General features: G+C 54.5%; 12 protein-coding genes. 6 read left to right on the top strand and 6 right to left on the bottom strand.

Annotated features, from left to right (window positions below; genetic code table 11):
• Positions 1-20: 20 nt before the first annotated feature.
• On the bottom strand, positions 21-1,673 hold the full coding sequence (locus Pan97_RS17520) for a type II and III secretion system protein family protein (protein ID WP_144974770.1): 1,653 nt from the start codon (positions 1,671-1,673) through the stop codon (positions 21-23).
• A gap of 412 nt (positions 1,674-2,085) precedes the next feature.
• On the opposite strand from Pan97_RS17520, the gene Pan97_RS17525 reads away from it, so the two are divergent.
• Positions 2,086-2,895, top strand: coding sequence for a hypothetical protein (locus tag Pan97_RS17525; RefSeq protein WP_144974772.1), 810 nt, complete (start codon positions 2,086-2,088; stop codon positions 2,893-2,895).
• A gap of 169 nt (positions 2,896-3,064) precedes the next feature.
• Entirely contained in the window at positions 3,065-4,540 is a 1,476-nt protein-coding gene (locus tag Pan97_RS17530; protein WP_144974774.1) for a sulfatase, read from the top strand.
• A 34-nt stretch (positions 4,541-4,574) separates the two neighbouring features.
• Here Pan97_RS17530 and Pan97_RS17535 read toward each other — a convergent pair whose 3' ends face one another.
• The 3 genes from Pan97_RS17535 to Pan97_RS17545 all read right to left on the bottom strand — a co-directional run bounded on the left by Pan97_RS17535 (position 4,575) and on the right by Pan97_RS17545 (position 7,606).
• Positions 4,575-5,975: an RtcB family protein gene (locus Pan97_RS17535; protein WP_144974776.1), complete on the bottom strand. Its 1,401-nt coding sequence runs from the start codon at positions 5,973-5,975 to the stop codon at positions 4,575-4,577.
• Between the two features lie 75 nt (positions 5,976-6,050).
• Entirely contained in the window at positions 6,051-7,259 is a 1,209-nt protein-coding gene (lhgO, locus tag Pan97_RS17540; RefSeq protein ID WP_144974778.1) for an L-2-hydroxyglutarate oxidase, read from the bottom strand.
• A gap of 14 nt (positions 7,260-7,273) precedes the next feature.
• On the bottom strand, positions 7,274-7,606 hold the full coding sequence (locus Pan97_RS17545; protein ID WP_144974780.1) for an MTH1187 family thiamine-binding protein: 333 nt from the start codon (positions 7,604-7,606) through the stop codon (positions 7,274-7,276).
• 300 nt (positions 7,607-7,906) lie between these two features.
• Between Pan97_RS17545 and Pan97_RS17550 the strand changes: the two genes are divergently transcribed.
• From Pan97_RS17550 to tsaD, 3 genes are all read left to right on the top strand, one after another.
• Positions 7,907-8,899: a DUF1207 domain-containing protein gene (locus tag Pan97_RS17550; RefSeq protein ID WP_144974782.1), complete on the top strand. Its 993-nt coding sequence runs from the start codon at positions 7,907-7,909 to the stop codon at positions 8,897-8,899.
• Between the two features lie 129 nt (positions 8,900-9,028).
• Positions 9,029-10,372 (top strand): S41 family peptidase, encoded by a 1,344-nt coding sequence (locus Pan97_RS17555; protein ID WP_165698826.1) that lies wholly within the window; start codon positions 9,029-9,031, stop codon positions 10,370-10,372.
• A 16-nt stretch (positions 10,373-10,388) separates the two neighbouring features.
• Positions 10,389-11,411: a tRNA (adenosine(37)-N6)-threonylcarbamoyltransferase complex transferase subunit TsaD gene (gene tsaD / locus Pan97_RS17560; RefSeq protein ID WP_144974787.1), complete on the top strand. Its 1,023-nt coding sequence runs from the start codon at positions 10,389-10,391 to the stop codon at positions 11,409-11,411.
• A gap of 44 nt (positions 11,412-11,455) precedes the next feature.
• On the opposite strand, the gene Pan97_RS17565 is transcribed toward tsaD, so the two are convergent.
• Positions 11,456-15,379, bottom strand: coding sequence for a vWA domain-containing protein (locus tag Pan97_RS17565; RefSeq protein ID WP_144974789.1), 3,924 nt, complete (start codon positions 15,377-15,379; stop codon positions 11,456-11,458).
• A gap of 363 nt (positions 15,380-15,742) precedes the next feature.
• A complete protein-coding gene (locus Pan97_RS17570; RefSeq protein WP_144974791.1) occupies positions 15,743-16,627 on the bottom strand; it encodes a hypothetical protein in 885 nt (294 codons plus the stop codon).
• A 329-nt stretch (positions 16,628-16,956) separates the two neighbouring features.
• Between Pan97_RS17570 and Pan97_RS17575 the strand changes: the two genes are divergently transcribed.
• Positions 16,957-18,891 carry an SLC13 family permease gene (locus Pan97_RS17575; RefSeq protein WP_144974793.1) on the top strand — a complete coding sequence of 645 codons (1,935 nt, stop codon included), beginning with the start codon at positions 16,957-16,959 and terminating at the stop codon, positions 18,889-18,891.
• The last annotated feature ends 95 nt before the right edge of the window (positions 18,892-18,986 follow it).

The following is an 18,986-nucleotide window of genomic DNA, read 5'->3' on the forward strand; positions in this document are numbered from 1 at the left end:
TTTACCACCTTTGGGCCTAGTTAGTGGGAAAAACCTTGTGGTCCGGAGATGTAGTAATCTTCGCACTCGTGGTAGTGTCGGCTGGCTTTGCGAGCGTGTCGCTGAGCCTTCAGGATCTCGTGATTTTCGTGATGAATCTGGTGACGCATCGCTGGCCAGACTGTACTGCGGTAGTCGTATCCAGGACGACCCTCAATTTGCTGATGCCAGAAGAACTCTTTATTGGTTGGGTCGGTCACATCGGTACCTGGCAGGAACAGAGGCAACTGTTCGACTTCCATTGGGTGTACCAGTTCTGGGCTGACGAGAACCACCAATTCCGTTTCTTCGCGAGTTGTCGTCTGACGTCCGAACGCGGCGCCGATCAGAGGAATATCGCCGATACCAGGCAGACGAACTCGGCTGCCTGCTTGTTCGTCCTGGATCAAACCTGCCACGGCAAGCCATTGGCCTTCTCGGAGATCGACCGTAGTCGTAACCCCTCGGATATCCAGACCTGGGATGCCGTCAACCGTGTTGCTCGAGTTGATCGAGCTAAACGATGGTGCCACCTGCAGACGAATCTTGTCTTTGTCGAGAACGGTCGGGGTGAATGCGAGTTGCGTACCGAAACCTCGGAAGGTTGTCGAAACTGCACCGATACCACCAACACCAACGGCAGTCGGCACAGCGAATTCACCACCAGCGATGAAGTTTGCCGACTTGCCACTGATGGTGACCAGGGTGGGTTCGGCCAGAATCTTAGCCATCCCGTTGCTGCTGGTCGCCTGTAAGAACAGTTCGACGTCACCACCATCGAGAATCGCCGTGAGATTGCCGGCTCCGGCACCAATAATGTGGGCCACGTCGTAGTTGTCGCCGCTGACGCTAAAGTCGAAACCTAGATTTCGGGCAGCGGTGCGTTGTAGTTCCGCAATCCGGACTTTCAGCATCACCTGCTGTTCGCCCGGGACTTGGAGCAAGTCAATAATGCTGGTCGTTCGCAGGTCTTCCGCGCCAGGAAGAACGGCTGCCGATCCCAGGTTCGCTCCCATGGTAAGGTTGCCAGCCTGGTCGATCGATTGACCGCCGAGAACAGCGATGATCTGAGCCGCTTCCTGAGCGTCGCGTGCCTGGCCGCGGACAATCAGCTTATCGGCGACCGGAATCAGTTGGACGATGCTGTTTGGAAACAGTTCGTTGAGGCGAGCTTCAAGCTTACCGTATTCGATTTCCGCACGGCGTTGTTCTTCGGTGTTGGCGGCCACTTTGACCAGGTAGCGAAGGACGGTTGATGTACCATCCGGAGCCGCGAACCAGATCGTCATCGTGGTTTCACCGGCCTTCAAGCCGATGACTTCCACTTCCGTGGTACTGAACTCGTTGATTTCAACGATGTCTGGGCTGGTAATGGCCACCCGGGTCATCGGAAGTTTTGTTTTCAGAATCTTCGACCGCGTTGGCTCGACACGGAAGATTAGTTCCGGCTCGAGAACCTCTTGGATCAGGTTTGATTCCTTCATCAACACCGATTCATTTGGCTTCTCGATGAGTTGTTCGTCTCGTGGGCCGGGTAGTTCAGCAGCAATTTGTGCCTGAGCAACTGCTGGCATGAGGGAGAAAACCCCAGCCATGGCCGCAGCGAACGCCGTGCGTCCGCCATACTGAACGGTAAGTTGGAAGAAGCTTTTCATGGGATACCTACCACCACATGCGCTGGTTGGGAACGGTCGTGATCGGCAAGACTGCAAAAAAATGGCTCACTCTCGCCCGCCACCCGATATTAGGGCGGAACGCAGATCACTTATGGTTTCGGATATTCCGATTGTGATAGTTGAGCCGTATTTGCCCTTAAGACGAATTGTTCGTGAATTGTCCCCGCTGCCGAGCAGGGCGAGATATACAAGTTACGGAGTTGGTATTAGACAGTATTTATTACCTATAGCGATCACTTCCTGTTAGCTTGGGTAAAACAGGTCAACTCAACCGGACGAGACGATAATTTCGTAGAGATGAGTCCGAAAGTGCCGAACGTAACAACGACGCAATGGATTGCGCCCGACACCAACCCGTACTCCTCAATCCTCCAACAAAGGTTGAGTTCCCATGACCACCGTATTCGTTATCGCTGCCGTACTTCTCGGTGCTGAGAGTGGCAAACCTGCCCCCGTCGTTAAGCTCAAGCAACCCGTGGTGGCAGAGCAGACTGAACCAGTCGTCGTCATTCTGGGGGTCATGCCAGCATCACAGCTAAGCCAGCAAACTGGCGGTGGCTTGATCAAACCGGTTGGCTATGAGCCCAACCGAAGGGTCGTGAGAAAGCCCATCCAGGTAGCGACCGTCACCAACAAAGGCACTTTCTCCCTACTTCAAGACATCTCTCCTTCGGATAGTGTCGCTCCACAAGCGATGCCATCACCTCCAAAGCCCATCCAGTTGCAAAGCATGAATCAGAGCGTGATCAGCAGCTCGTACAGCGCTCACGAAGACTACACAACCGGCGGCTGCGGTTGTGACACCTCGTGCGATAGCGGCTGCAGTTCGTGCAACAGCGGATGCAGCTCATGCGGTTGCCAAAAAGCACATGGTTGCAACTTGGGTTGTCATGGTGGATGCCACGGCGGATGTAACGGATGTGGTTACGGCCATGGTGGTTTCTACGCTCGCCATTGCTTGCCATCTCCTTGGCACGCCCCAGGCAACATGACTCCGCACATCCCGTATGTTGCCTACCCAAAGACCTACTACTACTTCCGCCCTTACAACATGCTGCACATTCCTGATCAACAGGCCCGTGCTGCCGCCTGGGTTGAAAACCCGGCTCTGCCTTACTCGAATGGAGTCTTCGATAAGGTTTACGCCGAGCTGGAACCAATCCTGAATGCACCAGGCGAAGAGATCGCCGCCGGCCAATAGCGTTCCCCGATCAAACGCTGCATCCAAGGCTCGATATTCAACAATATCGAGCCTTTTTTCGTTCGAAGTCGCAGTGCGGTTTGATTACTCGATTCCTGGTCCCAGATGGTTTAGAATGGGAATTTCTCGCCCCAAATTCTCCCATCACTCCTCCGACCAGAGCGACCTCATGCGAAACTTTCTCGTCCTAAACGTCTGTTTGATTCTGACCACTTCCACATTAGTCCAAGCAGAAGAGGCCAAGAAACCCAACATTCTGTTTATTTCGATCGACGATCAGAACGATTGGATCGGCTGTCTGGGTGGACATCCGCAAGCGAAGACGCCTCATATCGATCGCATCGCATCGCGCGGTACCGTCTTTCTGAATGCCCACTGCCAAGCCCCTTTGTGCAACCCGTCGCGAACGAGCCTGATGACTGGCCGACGTCCGTCGTCAACCGGCATTTACGGTCTCTCTCCCTGGTTTCGTGATGTACCGGAACTTGCCGATCTGGTCACACTGCCTCAGCATTTTCACGCCAATGGGTATACCAACTATTCGACGGGGAAGATTTATCACGGCGGGTATGGTCGCAAAGGGAAAGACAAAGAGTTCCAGGTCCTAGGTCCGCCAGCCTCCGTTGGCGTGAGACCGAAACAAAAGCTCGTCAACACGCCGGCTGCTCATCCGCTGGTCGACTGGGGCGTCTTCCCTCACAAGGATGAAGACAAAGGGGACTACCACGTCGCATCGTGGGCGGTCAAGACATTGAATGAGAAACCGCAAGAGCCGTTTTGCTTGTCGGTCGGTTTCTTCCTGCCTCACGTCCCGTGTTATGCGACGCAAGAGTGGTTCGACCTTTTTCCCGAAGACGAACTCCAAGTGCCTGAGATCATCGCTGACGACCGCGCGGATACACCACGTTTTAGCTGGTACTTGCACTGGAAATTGCCGGAACCTCGCTTGAAGTTCCTGAAAGAAGACAACCAGTGGAAAAACCTGACTCGTAGTTACCTCGCATGCACCAGCTTTGTCGATGCCCAAATCGGTCGCGTTATCGCGGCGCTCGAACAAAATGGCTATGCCGACAACACAATCATCGTCCTTTGGTCCGATCATGGTTGGCACATTGGCGAAAAAGAGATCACCGGCAAAAACACGTTGTGGGATGACGGTACGCGTGTTCCACTTATCTTCGCCGGCCCTGGTATAACCGAAGGCCAGCGTTGTACGCAGCCTGCGGAACTGCTCGACATCTACCCTACTCTTAGTGACCTGACCGGTTTGAAGCAGCCAGGCGGCCTGGAAGGGCACTCGCTCACTCCGCAGTTGAAAGATGCCACGACGAAACGCGAGTTTCCAGCCATCACAACCCACAATCATGACAATCATGGCATCCGCACCGAGAACTGGCGTTTCATTCAATATGCCGATGGCTCGCAGGAACTGTACGACATGCGATCGGATCCCAATGAGTGGACCAACCTCGCTGGCGATAAGAAGTACGCAGCGGTGATCGAAGATCTCAGTAAATTCCTGCCAGCGACAAGCAAGATGCCAGCTCCCAATAGCCAGCATCGCGTGCTGACTTACACCGATGGTATCGCGATTTGGGAAGGGAAAAAAATCGAGAAGGACGCCCCGATTCCTGAAATCGACTAGCGGTACCCTGTCGGACACGAAGCCCTAGGCCGAGCTAGTCCTCGGCCCGGCTTCCGTCACCGCACATTTTGACAATCTTCGGATCGAAGCGTCCCACGATATCGACCAGATCGCTCTGCGCCGCCATGACTTCATGGATGTCTTTGTAGACCCCAGGGACTTCGTCCGAACCAGCGGACAGGATGTGTACGCCTTTTTCCTTCAGTTCCTGCCGCGTGTTCTGAATACGAAACGTATCGTTTGCCTTCTTTCGCGACATGCAGCGTCCCGCGCCGTGCGAAGCCGAGTCGAAGCTACTCGCTTCCCCCTTACCGCGCACTACGAACCCAGGCGTTCCCATTGAACCGGGAATCACCCCCAGCACTCCTTCTCCGGCCGGAGTCGCGCCTTTACGGTGGACAATCATTTCACGTCCATCGTGCGTTTCCTTCCAGGCAAAGTTGTGGTGATTCTCGACGCCCGCGATGATCTGGGCACCAACAAGCTGACTCACCAGGCGGTGGATCACTTCATGATTTGCCGCGGCATAGCGTCCCATCAGGTTCATGGCTTCCCAATACTCCTGACCTTCTTCACTGTCCAGCGTCAACCATGCCAGGTTCTTCAGCGACTCGTACTTCTTTGGCAGCTTCGTGCGCGCGATGTTGCTGTACGTGCTGCAAACGGCTGCTCCAGCGCCACGGCTTCCACTATGGCTCAGCAACGCAACATACTTGCCTGGCTGCACGTCGAACGAATCCCCCGCGGCGTCCTCTGCGCCGATCGTCAGAATGCCGAACTCAACGAAGTGATTTCCTGAACCGGACGTTCCCAACTGCTGCCACGCTTTGTCCTTCGACTGACGCGTCACCTTGGTGATGTTCCAGTCTTCGTCCATCACGTCGTGCTGCTGAGGCTTCTGGTGGACCGATCCAACGCCGAAACGCGTGCCCTTTTCCAGCGCGCGGCAGTAATCATCGAAGCGGGAATCGAGCGAATCCAGCTTCATATCCAAAACACTAAGCTTCATGCGGCATGCGATATCGACACCAACCGCGTAAGGCACAACCGCTCCTTCCAAGGCCAGCACACCACCGATCGGCAGCCCATATCCCAAGTGCGCGTCCGGCATGAGCGCAGCCCCCGACGCATGCGGCAACTTGCATGCTTCCCGCATTTGCGCATGGGCCATCTCGTCGATGTCGTCACCCCAGGTACGATAGTCGACCTTTTCATGAAGTGGTTCGATCGTCTGGTCTTCCGTCAGCGCGGCAGCCAGCAATCCGTAACACGGATCATCCACGAACTCATTGGGGGCAGCGAGAACTTCTCTGACCTGCCGCTTCAAGTCGGCGCCGCGCAGTCCGTGCGTGGTTGCCGCACTCGATACGGCTTTCACCGCTTCGGTCAAAGCGTACTCTGGAACTCCCAACTGCGTTAGCTGACGACGATTCATGACGTTTCCTCTGTCTTTCGTTTCTATCCTTCTTTTCAGCCTATTAGTCCCCGTTTGTCCCCTTGAGGTTCACGCTCAAGCGTTCAATACGTCGTCAGCCTGTTCGGCGATGAAAGATCCGATATTCAGGGAAGCGGTCGCAGCTGGGCTCGGGGCATTCAGTACGTGAATGAAATTACCTTCCCTTTGTATGACGAAATCATCGACCAGCGATCCATCCTTGCGTAAGGCTTGCGCTCGGACACCCGCCGGGGCCGTGATTAAGTCCTGAGCTCGTACGGCAGGAATCAGACGCTGGAGCGAGGCGAGAAACGCAGATTGAAAGTAGGACCGGCGTATCTCTTCGATTCCGACATTCCAGTACCTTGCCGCGAGTTTATGAAAGCCGCGATACCCGACGGCGTCCCAAAGATCCCGCCAGTTGACATCCCATTTCCGATACCCTTCGCGAGCGAACGCCAGGACCGCGTTCGGGCCGCATTCGACATGTCCAAAGATCGTTCGCGTGACATGGATGCCAAGGAAAGGAAACGCAGGGTCAGGCACAGGATAAATAATATTTCGACACAGATGCTGTGCTTTCTCGGAAAGCTCGTAGTATTCGCCTCGAAACGGAACGATCTTTACCTCGGGTTGGTGCCCGCAGATTCGGGCAACTCGATCGCTCTGCAAACCCGCACAGTTCACCAACAGGGAAGTCTGAAACGATCCCTTGTTCGTTTCGAGAACGATCTGCTTGTTGACGTTCGAAACACCGAGCAGTCGTGTATCGGTATGGATCTCTCCGCCGTTTTCGAGAATGAGTTCGCATAACCGGAAGCAAACGCGGCGATAGTCGACAATTCCAGCGGACTTAACTTGGATCGCGGCAATTCCCCGGCAGTACGGCTCGAGTGCCCGCAATTGATCCGCGTTCAGCTTGGTACAATCGATACCATTCTTTTTGCCCCGTTGATAGATATCGTTGAGGCGTCCCAATTCGCTCTCATCGGTGGCGACAATAACCTTGCCGCAAATTTCGTGAGGAATATCGTTCTGCTCGCAGAAGGTTTGCATCGCCAATCGCCCCTGTCGGCAATTGATCGACTTGAGCGAACCTGGCTGATAGTAAATGCCTGAATGCAACACCCCCGAGTTGCGACCCGACTGATGCTGTGCGAGCACTTTTTCTTTCTCAAGCACCATGACCTGGTGATCGGGAAAACGCCGTGTGATTTGGTACGCGGTCGAAAGACCGATAATGCCGCCCCCCACTACCACAACGTCTACTTCAGGCGTATCCATACTTGGGCAGTTCCCTATTCCGATTGGCTGGGAGACTGAATCGTCTTCAAGGAAACGTCTACCTTTTCCAACACGCTGTTTACCTTGGAATCGAGTCGACCTTGATAGCCGCGCCGATAGTCCAACTTGGCTGTACACGTCACGCGATCGCAGTCCTGGGCCATGGCCTCCAGACATTTTTGCATGACAGCTAGCACCTGATCGATTTCTCCCTCGATGATGGTGCCCATCGCGTGCAAGCGGTAGTCGAGCCCGCTAGCAGCGATGATTTTCAAACTTCGAGCGACGTATTCGCTCACAGAATCTCCTTTATTGAGAGGAGACATACTGAACTCTAAGAGAACCATGGAAACCGTTTCTTGTCTAATAACACGCGTGACCGAATTTAGTTTACCAATGCACTATTTTGATAAAAAGTGATCTTGGGATCTGTCTTTGACCTCGTTACACTTCGCCGTCATCCTCGGTACCCGATTGTGCCGATAAGCATGGTTATCGCGGATGTATTAAACAAAATGCTATCAGGTACTCCCCACCTTGCGATGATATTTAACGTCCGTTTTGCCGTCATTCTGATTCTTTGCAGTGTCGCGCTGCCATCATTGGCTCGTGCGCAAAACGGACTCGGATGGCCTGACCCAACGAATATGTTCTCAGGACAAAGATCTCAGCACCTGGAACCAATTCTTGATTTTCCCACAGATGAACGGCCACCTCAAATCCAAACGGTCGCCTACGACAATCCGCTTGGACAGCCCGTCGTTCAAACGGGTCTGACGATGATCAATCAGCCCAGTCAAGTTGAGTGGGTAGAACCGACTTATTCCGATTCCGTCTACGAACGTCCCCTCGCGATGTACGACGAAGACGCCCCCTACGAGTGGAGCATCCTCCCCGCAGGCATGGTCTACAAGTCGTATTTAGCTGGACAAAAGGAATCTCGTTTGTCGGCACAACTCATTAAGATCACCGACGACAACTCCATGCTCGATGGCAACCTGGGGGGGCGCTTTGGTGTTCTGCGGTACGGTCGCGATTCGACGTTCCTCTCGGATGGTTTCCAATGGGACGTCGAAGGCTCGGCTCACGTGCGTCTCGATATTCCGGAAGACGTGGACGTTCGCTCCGCTGACTTTCGCGCCGGCACGCAGCTCACTTGGAGCTATGCCAACGATCCTCGCCACCGCTCACGATTTGGCTACTACCACTTGAGTTCGCATCTGGGGGATGAGTTCCTTCTGAAGAACCCTGGTTACGATCGCCTCAACTACGCTCACGACTTGCTGATCTTCGGGCATTCATACTATTTTACGAAGAAGCTTCGTGTGTACGGCGAAGTGGGCTGGGCCTTTTATCACAAGGTCGCTGACCCTTGGGAATTCCAATTCGGTATCGAATGGGCTCCCAATGAGCGAACCGGCCCCTGGGGCGAACCTTTCGTAGCGATCGGAACGCACCTTCGCGAGGAAGTGAACTTCGGCGGAAGCTTCGTCGTGCAAGCCGGTTGGGCCTGGGTCGGGGACATTCCTGGCCGAACCCTGCGTATGGGTCTGCATTATCACAATGGTGACAGTACTCAAAACTCGTTCTACGACAATTTTGAGCAGCAAATCGGCTTCGGTATCTGGTACGACTTCTAATCGCTGGCCGCCCAGTCTTTCAATTGCCGCATTTTTCCTAGGGTTCTATAATTTCTCGTAAGTCATCGCTGCGCGCGGTGCATGCCTTTTCGCGCAAGTCCATTAACCATTCAGGTGAGGATGTCATCCATGCCGTGGAACTACCGCTTCTTGTTCGTTCTGATTCTTGCCCTCGGAACGTCCCACCTCGCATCCGCTGTCGAAGTCGCTAAGACAGAAGACCCAACCGATCCCGAAAACGTCTATGCGAATGTCGACGAAGAATACGTCGAGCTGATTCAGCTGTTTGCGGACACGCTTGACCAGGTTGATCGAAACTACGTTAACGACGTCGACCGTCGAGCGTTGATGGAAGCCGCCATCCGCGGAGTAATCTCCAAATTAGACCCTTATTCCAATTACATCGCTCCGGAAGATCTAGAACGATTCAAGACCGGCGTGGAGAGCGAATTCGGCGGGATTGGCATTCAGGTTTCGACGCGGGACGGGCAATTGGTGGTGACGAGCCCCCTGTTCGGAACTCCTGCCTACGAGGCTGGAATTATCGCCGGCGATCGCATTACCCACATTGAAGGGGAAGAGACCAAGGGGCTTTCGATCGACGATGCCATCAAAAGGTTGAAAGGTCCAATCGGCACCGAAGTCACGATGACGGTCTATCACCCGAGTACTTTCACCAGTGAAAAGGTTTCGGTTCGCCGCGAAATGGTCCAGATTGAGACGGTTCTGGGTGACGAACGCCTGGAAGGTGGCAACTGGGATTACATGTTCGATCACGCCGACAAGATCGGCTACGTGCGGGTTTCTGCGTTCAGTCGGCACACGGCCGACGATTTGCACCAGGCAATCACGCGGCTGCTAGATGATGGGATGAAGGGGCTCGTGCTCGACCTCCGCTCCAATCCCGGCGGACTTCTGACCTCTGCAGTTGAGATCTGCGACATGTTTATCGAGGAAGGCAAGATCGTCAGCACCGAAGGTCGCAATTCCCCCAAACGGGTATGGACCGCCGAGAAGGATGGGACTTTGCCCAACTTCCCGATGGTCATCTTGATTGACCATTACAGCGCCAGTGCAAGCGAGATTTTGTCGGCTTGTCTGCAAGATCACGGCCGAGCGACGATTGTCGGCGAGCGAAGCTGGGGCAAGGGGAGCGTTCAGAACATCATCGAACTCGAGGAAGGCAAGAGCGCCTTGAAGCTGACGACCGCTGGCTACCAGCGGCCCAGCGGGGAGAAGATCCACCGCTTCGAAGGGGACACCGAAAGCGACAAGTGGGGCGTTTCTCCTGATGACGGCATGGACGTCAAAATGAGCCGCGAGCAGAAAGTGGCTTACCATACCTACCGTCGACTGCGGGATCAGGATACCATCATTCCACACCCGCCTGCCCCACAACCGAAACTTTCTGAAATCGATCCGGTGTTAAGCAAAGGGCTCGAACACCTGAAGGCGGAGATTTCTTCTTCCTGAACCGCACGCCCAAGCGATGAAAATTCTGACGATTGAATCGACATGCGACGAGACAGCAGCAGCCGTAATTACCGAAGATCTCGAGGTATTGTCCTCGGTCGTCGCTTCGCAGGATGAACTCCATCAGCGATTTGCCGGTGTCGTTCCCGAAATTGCCGCAAGAGCCCATCTGGAGCGATGCCTTCCCGTCATCGACGAGGCGGTCCGTAAGGCCGATATCCAGTTGGCTGATATCGATGCCGTCGCCGTCGCCAACATGCCCGGACTGGCAGGCTCACTTTTGGTGGGTGTCACGGCGGCTAAGACCTTGGCATGGCTGCTCGGCAAACCATTGATCGGTATCAATCACCTGCAAGGGCACATCTATGCGTGCCAGGTAGCTTTCAAGAAGCCGATCTTCCCCTGCATCGGCCTGATCATCAGTGGCGGTCACTCGACGATCTACCACTGCAAGAGTCCGTTCGATTTCGAGCCGCTGGGGGGCACTATCGACGATGCTGCCGGTGAGTCTTTCGACAAAGTCGCTTCGATGCTTGGCTTACCCTATCCAGGTGGCCCCTCCCTGTCGAAGTGTGCTCTGAACGGGGACCCCAAAGCCTATGCATTCCCTCGCCCGTTTCTCAATGATACCTCCCGGCTTGACTTCAGCTTTAGCGGCTTGAAGACAGCCGTACGTTATGAAATTGCTGGACCTGGTGCCGTCGACTTCAAGTCACTAGAGATCGACGAGCAGCGTAAGGCCGATATCGCCGCAAGCTTTGAACAGGCCGTCGTCGATTGCCTGGTTGGCAAGACGATGCAGGCCATGAAGTCCACCGGCATTCAACGAATCTGCGTCGGGGGAGGCGTCGCTGCCAATAAACGGTTCCGAGTTGCCTTGGAAGAAGAAGTCTCGGCAGCCGGCGGAGAGTTACTGATTGCTCCGATGCACCTTTGCACTGACAATGCAGTGCTGGGGGCAATCGCCGTAGAAAAAATAAAAGCCGGGCAGGTCGATGATCTCTCGCTCGACGCACTGCCCGGCTTGATTCGTAATTAGAGGTTCGTCCCCTTAGGACGCCACCCCTTGGCGAACCGGCAAAACTAGTTGATGCCAGTCGTATTCTGATTCATGGCACCCGTGTTCGTACCCTGGAAGGTATACGAGATCACTTCACCGATCGACGAGAACAACGGCGTACCGTTGAATCGCACATAACGGCGGTCGGCCGAAACGACAGCGAATGCGGAGAAGTTCGTACCTTCAGGAAGGGTGGTGATCACCGGACGGTAACCGACCGAATTGCGAACACGTCGAACGAAATCGTTCGATCCGTTGTTCACATCGGAAACGTATTCTTCCGAAGTCGTCGAATCTTCCGCGGCACTGTTCAACTTGGCGGCAACCAGTTCGCGAGTCATCGCGGCTTGGGTTTCCACGGCGACCTGAACTTGTTGCTCGGTCAGGCTCTCCGTTCGACGACCTTCCGGAACGGTGAACGTAACTAGTGCTCCGTCTTTGCCAAGTTCCAACTGCTGTCGCTCGTGACGCTGATCTTCCGTGCCGTAATTGGTGAACACGTCGACAGTGATCTTGCCAGCGGTCACATCACCCCAAACCTTACGGACGAGCATCTTGTAGTCACCCTTGAAACCCTTGGGGACGACATAGACTTCGTAAGCTCCGTCGGTACCAGCATCGGCCAGGGATGAAACAGCATCACCCAGGAAGATACCACCAGAGATGGTTCGTGGGTTGTGTTGCGAGCAAACGCTTCCGCTTGGTTCTTCGACGATCAAGTCCAGGTCCGATTCACCAGACCAGGTGACTTTCACAATGGCGTCGCGAACAAGTGCTTCGCGGATGCTTTCGTTGAACTGCTCAGCGACGTCATTCTTTTTGTCGGCAAGCAACTGCTGGAGCTGAGCTTTGGCAGTATTGAAAGCTTCCTGACGAATATCGAGGTGATCTTTGGGCCATTCCTGCGACAGAATTCCAATGCAAGCCCAACGAATGGCCTCTTCGTCTTCCAGACGCTTGGCAGCTTCCAAGCCCCAAGAATAAGGCTCTGGTCGCAGCGGCTCCATCTGAGCCACGTCTTGATAAAGCTTCAACGCTCGGGCGTCCAGATCCAATCGCGACATCAAAGAAGCGACAACCAGCATGTGGTTTGGACCGCTCGAGAAATCGATGGCACTCATCAGAGCACGTTCGATGTCCTGCTTAGGAGCATGGTCCAGCTGCATGGCCAGGGCCATGGCTTCGTACATCCAAGGTTGAAGCTGACCATCACGCAACGCGAGCTGAATGATCCCAGCAACGTCACTGTAACGCTTTGAGGCCATCGCTCGGCGAACTTCACTTCGGACAGCAATCGCAGGAATCGTGACTTCCGAATCGAAAGCTCGCTGCCAAGCCTGAAGACGAGTCTCACCTTCGTTGACCTTCAGGATGAAAGCTTCTTTTTCGCTTTGTGCCGGCTTAGCAGAAACGTCAGCGGCCGGAGCAGCTAACTCTTTCGCGGCTTCCACTCCTTCGACTTTGGAAACGGCTTTTTCATCAGCCACGGCAAACACACCACCGCCGCCACCGCCGAAACCATTGTTGCCGCCGCCACCGCCGAAGCCGTTGCCGCCACCGCCGCCGCCGATACCACCGCCGACGCCGTTACCACCGCCACCAAGGGTACCGATCTGAGCTGAAACAGGCAGCACAAGGTCAGCCACTGGATACACTTTCGTGATCAATTCGCTTTCGGCTTCTTCCGGAGTGGTAATCATCAGCACTTCGTTAGCAACGATGTACGTCAAGTCCAACTCTTTCAGCATCAGACGCAGAGCAGAGCGAAGCGAAATACCTTCGATGTTGCGAGTCACTGGCGTATCAGTGGAAAGACCGACGTCTTCCAGTGCTCGGTTATCGATCTGAATTTCGATACCATGCAGCTGCTTCAGATATCCCACCACTTCTTCCAGTGGGGTGTCGATGAACTGAATCTTGGTTTCAGCTTCCAACTGCTGGAAGATCTTCTGTTCCGCACTTCCTGTCGAAGCCAAGTCAACCGAACCATACTTTTCCTTGCGGTAGTAAATCTCTTCCCAGAACTCCGCATCTGGGTAAACGATTGGCGGCTCGTCCGGGAACGGAACATGCGACTTTTCAACTTCAAAGAGCGTATCAACCATTCGCTGGTAACGAAGCTCCTTCAGAGCCATCATCGAACGGTAGTTACCCACGATGTCAGCAATCTCAACGCCGGCCACCGCGGCCTGGTTGTAAGGATCCATCGCGCGGACTTCCTGGGCACTGGTCAACGCTTCGGTGTACCGTCCCTCGTCCATCAACGCATCAAACATTTCCATAATCACGCGAGCACGTTCTTCGTCACGAAGCAGTTGCTCGGTCAGTGCCATGCGTTCGCGAGCGATCGCTTCACGTTCGGCAGCTTCCGCACGGCGAGCTTCCACTTCCACCGCTCGGGCTGACGACTCGCGAATTGCGGCGATAATCTGATTACGCAGGCGGGAACGAACGTCCGCACTGAGATCGGGAGCACGCTCAACGTTGTCCAGAAGCAGCTTCAGGGCGTCGCGAGTTCCATCAGGATCAGTGCTCATTTGCCCGCGAGCGGTAGCCAAACGGTTGGTTACTTCAGCTTCGATGATACGAGCATTGCGAATCGTGTTCAGATCAACTTCGTTCAGAAACTGTCCGTCGTCTTCGCCAATCGTCAGAGGTGCGGCTGCATCGCCGGATCCGTCGTTTTGAAAAGCGACAAAGTGAACCGGAATGCGACGCGCTGAGGCACCGCGATCAACGGGAGCCTTTTCTTTGGTTTTCGTTTCCTCGTCCGACTTAGCAGCAGCCTTGGCGATGGCTTGTGCTCGCGGATGGCCTGGGTCAATTTCCATCGCCGCTTTGGCCAGACGTGCCGCACCAACTTTGTCACCAGCGGCCAGGGCCTGGCTGCCCAGCTTCGCGTACTGTTCCGCGGAAGCCATCAACACGCTGGCTGTTTCGCGAAGACCACCGGAACCTACCGTTGGCAGGTTCAATCCATCATCTTTGCGAGCCAACTCGATCAATTGCGGCAGATAGGCCTGATCATCGTTGGTCGCCTCGGGCTTACCAGTCCAGGTCCGTGCGAAAGCACCACTACCTTTGACTTGCACGCTCACTTCGCCATCGGTGTCGAGCACGCCAACGACGATCGAATCGCGGTCCGCACGCAGTGGCGGGAATTGTTTGGGGAAAGATTCGACCACATTGGCCGAGAACTTGGCCGAAGCGGGCCAAATCACAGGGGTCGTTGCGGCAGCCGCCAGGCGAACGCCGGCCAGTTCGGACGGAGTTTCACGATTGTCGACTTCGACCATGCCGCCGGCATGATTTGCCAAAGTCGCCAGAATTTCGATGTTACGTTCTGGGCCGATTGCCAACGAGTTAAACGCCACCTTGTTACGACGAAGTGAGTTGACGACTTCCTCGAACTCGGCTTCCGAAAGGAAATTTGCTTTGCTATTGCCGTCGCCGATGTAGACGATCGAGCGGTTCAGCTTGGCCGACTTCGTGAAGGCGGAAACGGCGTCCTCGATCAGAGCAGCCATGTCCGTCGCCCCCAGAGGAGTACGCTTTTCCAGCTTGGCAAACGCTTCCGAGATTTCGCTACCCTGTGGAGAAACGAAGCTGCTGGTCATTGGGACCGCCATGATATCGCCAGCGAACAGTTGAACGCGTGTATCGGTTGGCAGGGAAGTCATCATCGCTTTCGCGGCGGCGATCGAATCGGTTCGGTAAATGCCTGCCTGGCTGGCAGAAGTATCCACCATCACGACAACTTCCGATGGACTGGCCTCAGGCTTTTCGTCCAGAGAAACACTCATGGCGAAGTAGCGGGGCCCGGCAGCTTGCTGATAGGTTGCGACGCGAGTGGCATCGCCCGCCGCGGCGGGAGCCACCATCAAAACGGCTAGCCCGATTGCCAAAAATGCCGAGAGACACTGCTCGAAGTGCTCACGCTTAGGCATAGTCGAAACTCCAAAAAAGAAATTGTGAGAAGTGTTGTTCTTTGCGACTCTGTTCAAAAATGGCCGCAGGTCAGCTGGCTCTAAACAGTTTCCGCGTTAACCAAACCCTTAGTGAAATAGGATTGGCGCAAGGATTACCACCCAGTCTGAATCCTAATTCTATTTCCCGCCTGCAAATACCGCCACCAAAAAACAGCGAATCCGCTTAAGTTTAGCTGGATTAACATTTTGAGAAAATAGATGAAACGGGTCGTTCCTGAAGACATCCCCATATTGGGGTAAATTACTTTGTCAGAAACAGCTGCAAGGGAGTATGAACTCCCTTGCATAATACAGCATAAACTATTCTCAGTAATTGACTTACTAAAATCGTAGCAAATCTTGCAGTTGCGAGACGCGGTGAACTGGTAACAGCTCCGTTTTCTTAAGAGAAGCAATCGAAATCGGTTGCATGACGGCAGCCCAATGCTGCTGAATAGTCACCACCAGATCACGCAGGGTGATCTCTCCTGAAGCAATTGACCGAAACTTTTCTCGTACAAAGACTTGAAACGATTCCGGCACCACTGGCTGGGCATTCTGCTCGGCCAGCATGGCAGGATCGATTTTACTAGGCAAAACGTCGCTATTTTCGTAAACGTAAACGACGGTAAGGTCATCGGTTACGAACACAAACCAGTCATAGATCTCTGGCTCGAAGTAGTTGTTGTATTCGTCGTAACCGTAGGGATCGAGCGGGAACTCCGACTCCTCGATTGCAATTGGGGTCATAACTTCTTCGCCAGTATTCACTTGCGGCAGATCGTCCCAGGGGATTTCCTGCTCAATCCCCAATTCTACGTCCGTCAAAGCGACAGGCGATGTTTGCAGCGTTTCGCCTCGCTTCTGGGCGGCAAACTCAGATTTGATGATCGACCGTAAATGAGCGTTGATCGAATCCTGAAAGTCAGCGTGGATGGGATTGGCCAGGAGGGATTCCCATTGCGAAATCATTTCCGCCGCAACTTGTTTCTGCTGAATAGGCTCTGATTTTTCAGCGAACGTATGATCTCGCGCCACGCTCCATTCGATGGGTGGGCGTTTGAGGGCTTCCGCGATACGAAACTCCACTTCCGGGTGAAATTCGGGGGTCAACTGAACGCTGACAACGTTCTTTGCTTCAACGAAACGGTCAGCTTTCGCCTCAAAACCAACACAAAATCCCAATACCAAGAGCACCGTCAAAGCGGCGAAAATGCGGCAAGTCATCTCTGTATCCTCCCAGAGTATTTTCGAAACATCGCGATTAGCAAAGTCAGGCAATCCTTGCCTCGCGTATTTGGTGGGTTGTTTAGCTAAACTAGGGTATCGACGACTTCAAAATGAACCCATTAGGCCCATTGGATAAGTCAGGCACTTTGAAGGAACCACGTGCCGTCACATTCCGCACCTTTTTTCACAGGGCTACTACCAGCCCCTTGGTCGAAGAAAGGTGAAGAATCCCCACTACCGTCGGATGGGTTCCCGCAGACAATAACAATTCGCTTTCATTTCAACCCTTCGACGGACGGTAAGCGTCCGAACAACAACTCGCCGACATGGAATTCCTGCAAGCCGCACATCCCTGGATCGCCATTGCAACGACCCTGGGTGTATTTCTCGCGATTCAATTTGCACGGCGTGTTCCCGTCGATTTGTTGTTTCTGCTGGCTCTTTGCTTTGTCACGCTTGCTGGAGTGATTTCTCCGCAGACGGCAATCAGCGGCTTTGCCAGCCGGGCGGTGATTGCCATCAGCGCTTTGCTGGTGGTCTCGGCCGGACTTCGCAAGACCGGCGTGTTGGATTGGATTGGGGCAAAAATCCTGGGGCGTGCGACGAACGAACGCTCGGCCCTGTTCCGGCTGACTGGTCCGATCGTTATCTCGGCCGCGTTCGTGTTGAACACAGCCCTGGTCGCCATGATGATGCCGGTCATTCTCGACTGGTGCCGACAACGTAACTTGTCCCCTTCCAAGCTGCTGCTTCCCTTGAGCTATTTGACCATCCTCGGCGGTGTCTGCACGCTCATCGGCACCAGCACGACACTGGTCGTCAACGAAAAGCTGCGCGACAGCGTCGTGATCGTTGAAAATGAAATCAAAGACCTCGAGACCAAGCTTGCCGCGGCAACTCCCGAAGATCGCCCTGCACTGGAAACGCGACTCGCTAATCGCAAGAAGATTCTCCCCAACGTTCAACCGATGGGCTTTTTTGAAATCAGTTGGATCGGTGTTCCTTGCGCGATTGTCGGCAGTTTGTACATGCTGATTCTTGGGCAACGTTTTCTGCCAGGAAAACGAGACATCATGGAATTACTCGGCGATCAGCAGCGCGAGTACCTCGTCGAAATGATGGTACAACCCGAGTGCCCTTTGATCGATCGAACGGTGGAAGCCGCAGGCCTTCGTAACTTGCACGGCCTGTTTCTCATCGAAATCGACCGCGACGGCGATATCATCACGCCCGTCACACCTCGCGACTTCGTGCGTTCCGGAGATCGCCTCGTGTTCACCGGACTGGTCAACACGATTGTCGACCTCGAGAAGATCCCTGGGCTGATTCCCGCCGCCGATCGCACGTACGAGTTCCATCCCCAGTCGCGTGTTCAACGTCACCTGACCGAAGTCGTCCTGAGTCCTTCATCACCTTTGATCGGTACGACGGTACGAAAAGCGAATTTCCGCCAACTCTACAACGCGGCGGTGGTGGCCGTGCATCGCAATGGACAACGTTTGCCGAACAAGATTGGCAACATCGAGCTTGAGGTAGGTGATACGCTGCTACTGCAAACTCGAACCGACTTCATTGCCCAACATCGAAACAATCGTGACTTTTACCTGGTCAGCAGCGTGGACGATGCCGAACCACGTCGTCACGATCGAGCCCTGATTTCGGGCGGGCTGATGATCTTATTGATCCTTTGGCTGTGCTTGACGTCGGTCTTCGCGGGATTTGAATTTGCCGGTGGCTGGGGGAGCCCCGCGATCGCTGCCTTGACCATCGCCGCGCTCATGATCTTGACCCAATGTCTTTCGGCGTCGGAAGCCCGTGGAGCGCTCGACATGCAGGTGATCGTGACGATCGCGGCAGCGTTGGGGTTAGGAAACGCACTCTGGGAAAGTGGTGCCGCTCAGATGATCGCCGAAGGCCTGGTCACCACGGTCGGTACCAATCCTTTTATCCTACTTGTGGTCATTTATCTGCTGACGGTCGTCTTCACGGAAACCATCACCAACACGGCGGTCGCGGCGCTGCTGCTTCCGATCGCGGTGGCCATCGCGCAGCAAAGTGACATGAGCCCGCGGCCATTCATCATGGCCATCGCCATCGGAGCGTCGATGGCCTTTCTCACTCCGATCGGGTACCAAACCAATCTCATGGTCATGGGCCCCGGCGGTTACACCCCGGGCGATTACCTCAAGTCCGGCATCCCCCTGGCGATCCTCATCGCGATAACCGCGGTTACCTTGATTCCGCGCATCTGGTCCTTTTAAGAAATGATTAGCCCGGCAACAGATCTACTTTTCATTGAAATTCTCTTGCATGGCTATCACCAAAACCCTACCCTGGAGCTAGTTGATAACAGCTC

Origin of the sequence: Bremerella volcania, assembly GCF_007748115.1 — a bacterium.
Classification (GTDB): Bacteria; Planctomycetota; Planctomycetia; order Pirellulales; family Pirellulaceae; genus Bremerella; species Bremerella volcania.

What these genes read in the sequence shown, in the direction of transcription:
- Pan97_RS17520 (WP_144974770.1), bottom strand. Translation starts at nt 1,673, where the DNA reads ATGAAAAGCTTCTTCCAACTTACCGTTCAGTATGGCGGACGCACGGCG.
- Pan97_RS17525 (WP_144974772.1), top strand. Translation starts at nt 2,086, where the DNA reads ATGACCACCGTATTCGTTATCGCTGCCGTACTTCTCGGTGCTGAGAGT.
- Pan97_RS17530 (WP_144974774.1), top strand. Translation starts at nt 3,065, where the DNA reads ATGCGAAACTTTCTCGTCCTAAACGTCTGTTTGATTCTGACCACTTCC.
- Pan97_RS17535 (WP_144974776.1), bottom strand. Translation starts at nt 5,975, where the DNA reads ATGAATCGTCGTCAGCTAACGCAGTTGGGAGTTCCAGAGTACGCTTTG.
- lhgO (WP_144974778.1), bottom strand. Translation starts at nt 7,259, where the DNA reads ATGGATACGCCTGAAGTAGACGTTGTGGTAGTGGGGGGCGGCATTATC.
- Pan97_RS17545 (WP_144974780.1), bottom strand. Translation starts at nt 7,606, where the DNA reads ATGGTTCTCTTAGAGTTCAGTATGTCTCCTCTCAATAAAGGAGATTCT.
- Pan97_RS17550 (WP_144974782.1), top strand. Translation starts at nt 7,907, where the DNA reads ATGTTCTCAGGACAAAGATCTCAGCACCTGGAACCAATTCTTGATTTT.
- Pan97_RS17555 (WP_165698826.1), top strand. Translation starts at nt 9,029, where the DNA reads ATGCCGTGGAACTACCGCTTCTTGTTCGTTCTGATTCTTGCCCTCGGA.
- tsaD (WP_144974787.1), top strand. Translation starts at nt 10,389, where the DNA reads ATGAAAATTCTGACGATTGAATCGACATGCGACGAGACAGCAGCAGCC.
- Pan97_RS17565 (WP_144974789.1), bottom strand. Translation starts at nt 15,379, where the DNA reads ATGCCTAAGCGTGAGCACTTCGAGCAGTGTCTCTCGGCATTTTTGGCA.
- Pan97_RS17570 (WP_144974791.1), bottom strand. Translation starts at nt 16,627, where the DNA reads ATGACTTGCCGCATTTTCGCCGCTTTGACGGTGCTCTTGGTATTGGGA.
- Pan97_RS17575 (WP_144974793.1), top strand. Translation starts at nt 16,957, where the DNA reads ATGGAATTCCTGCAAGCCGCACATCCCTGGATCGCCATTGCAACGACC.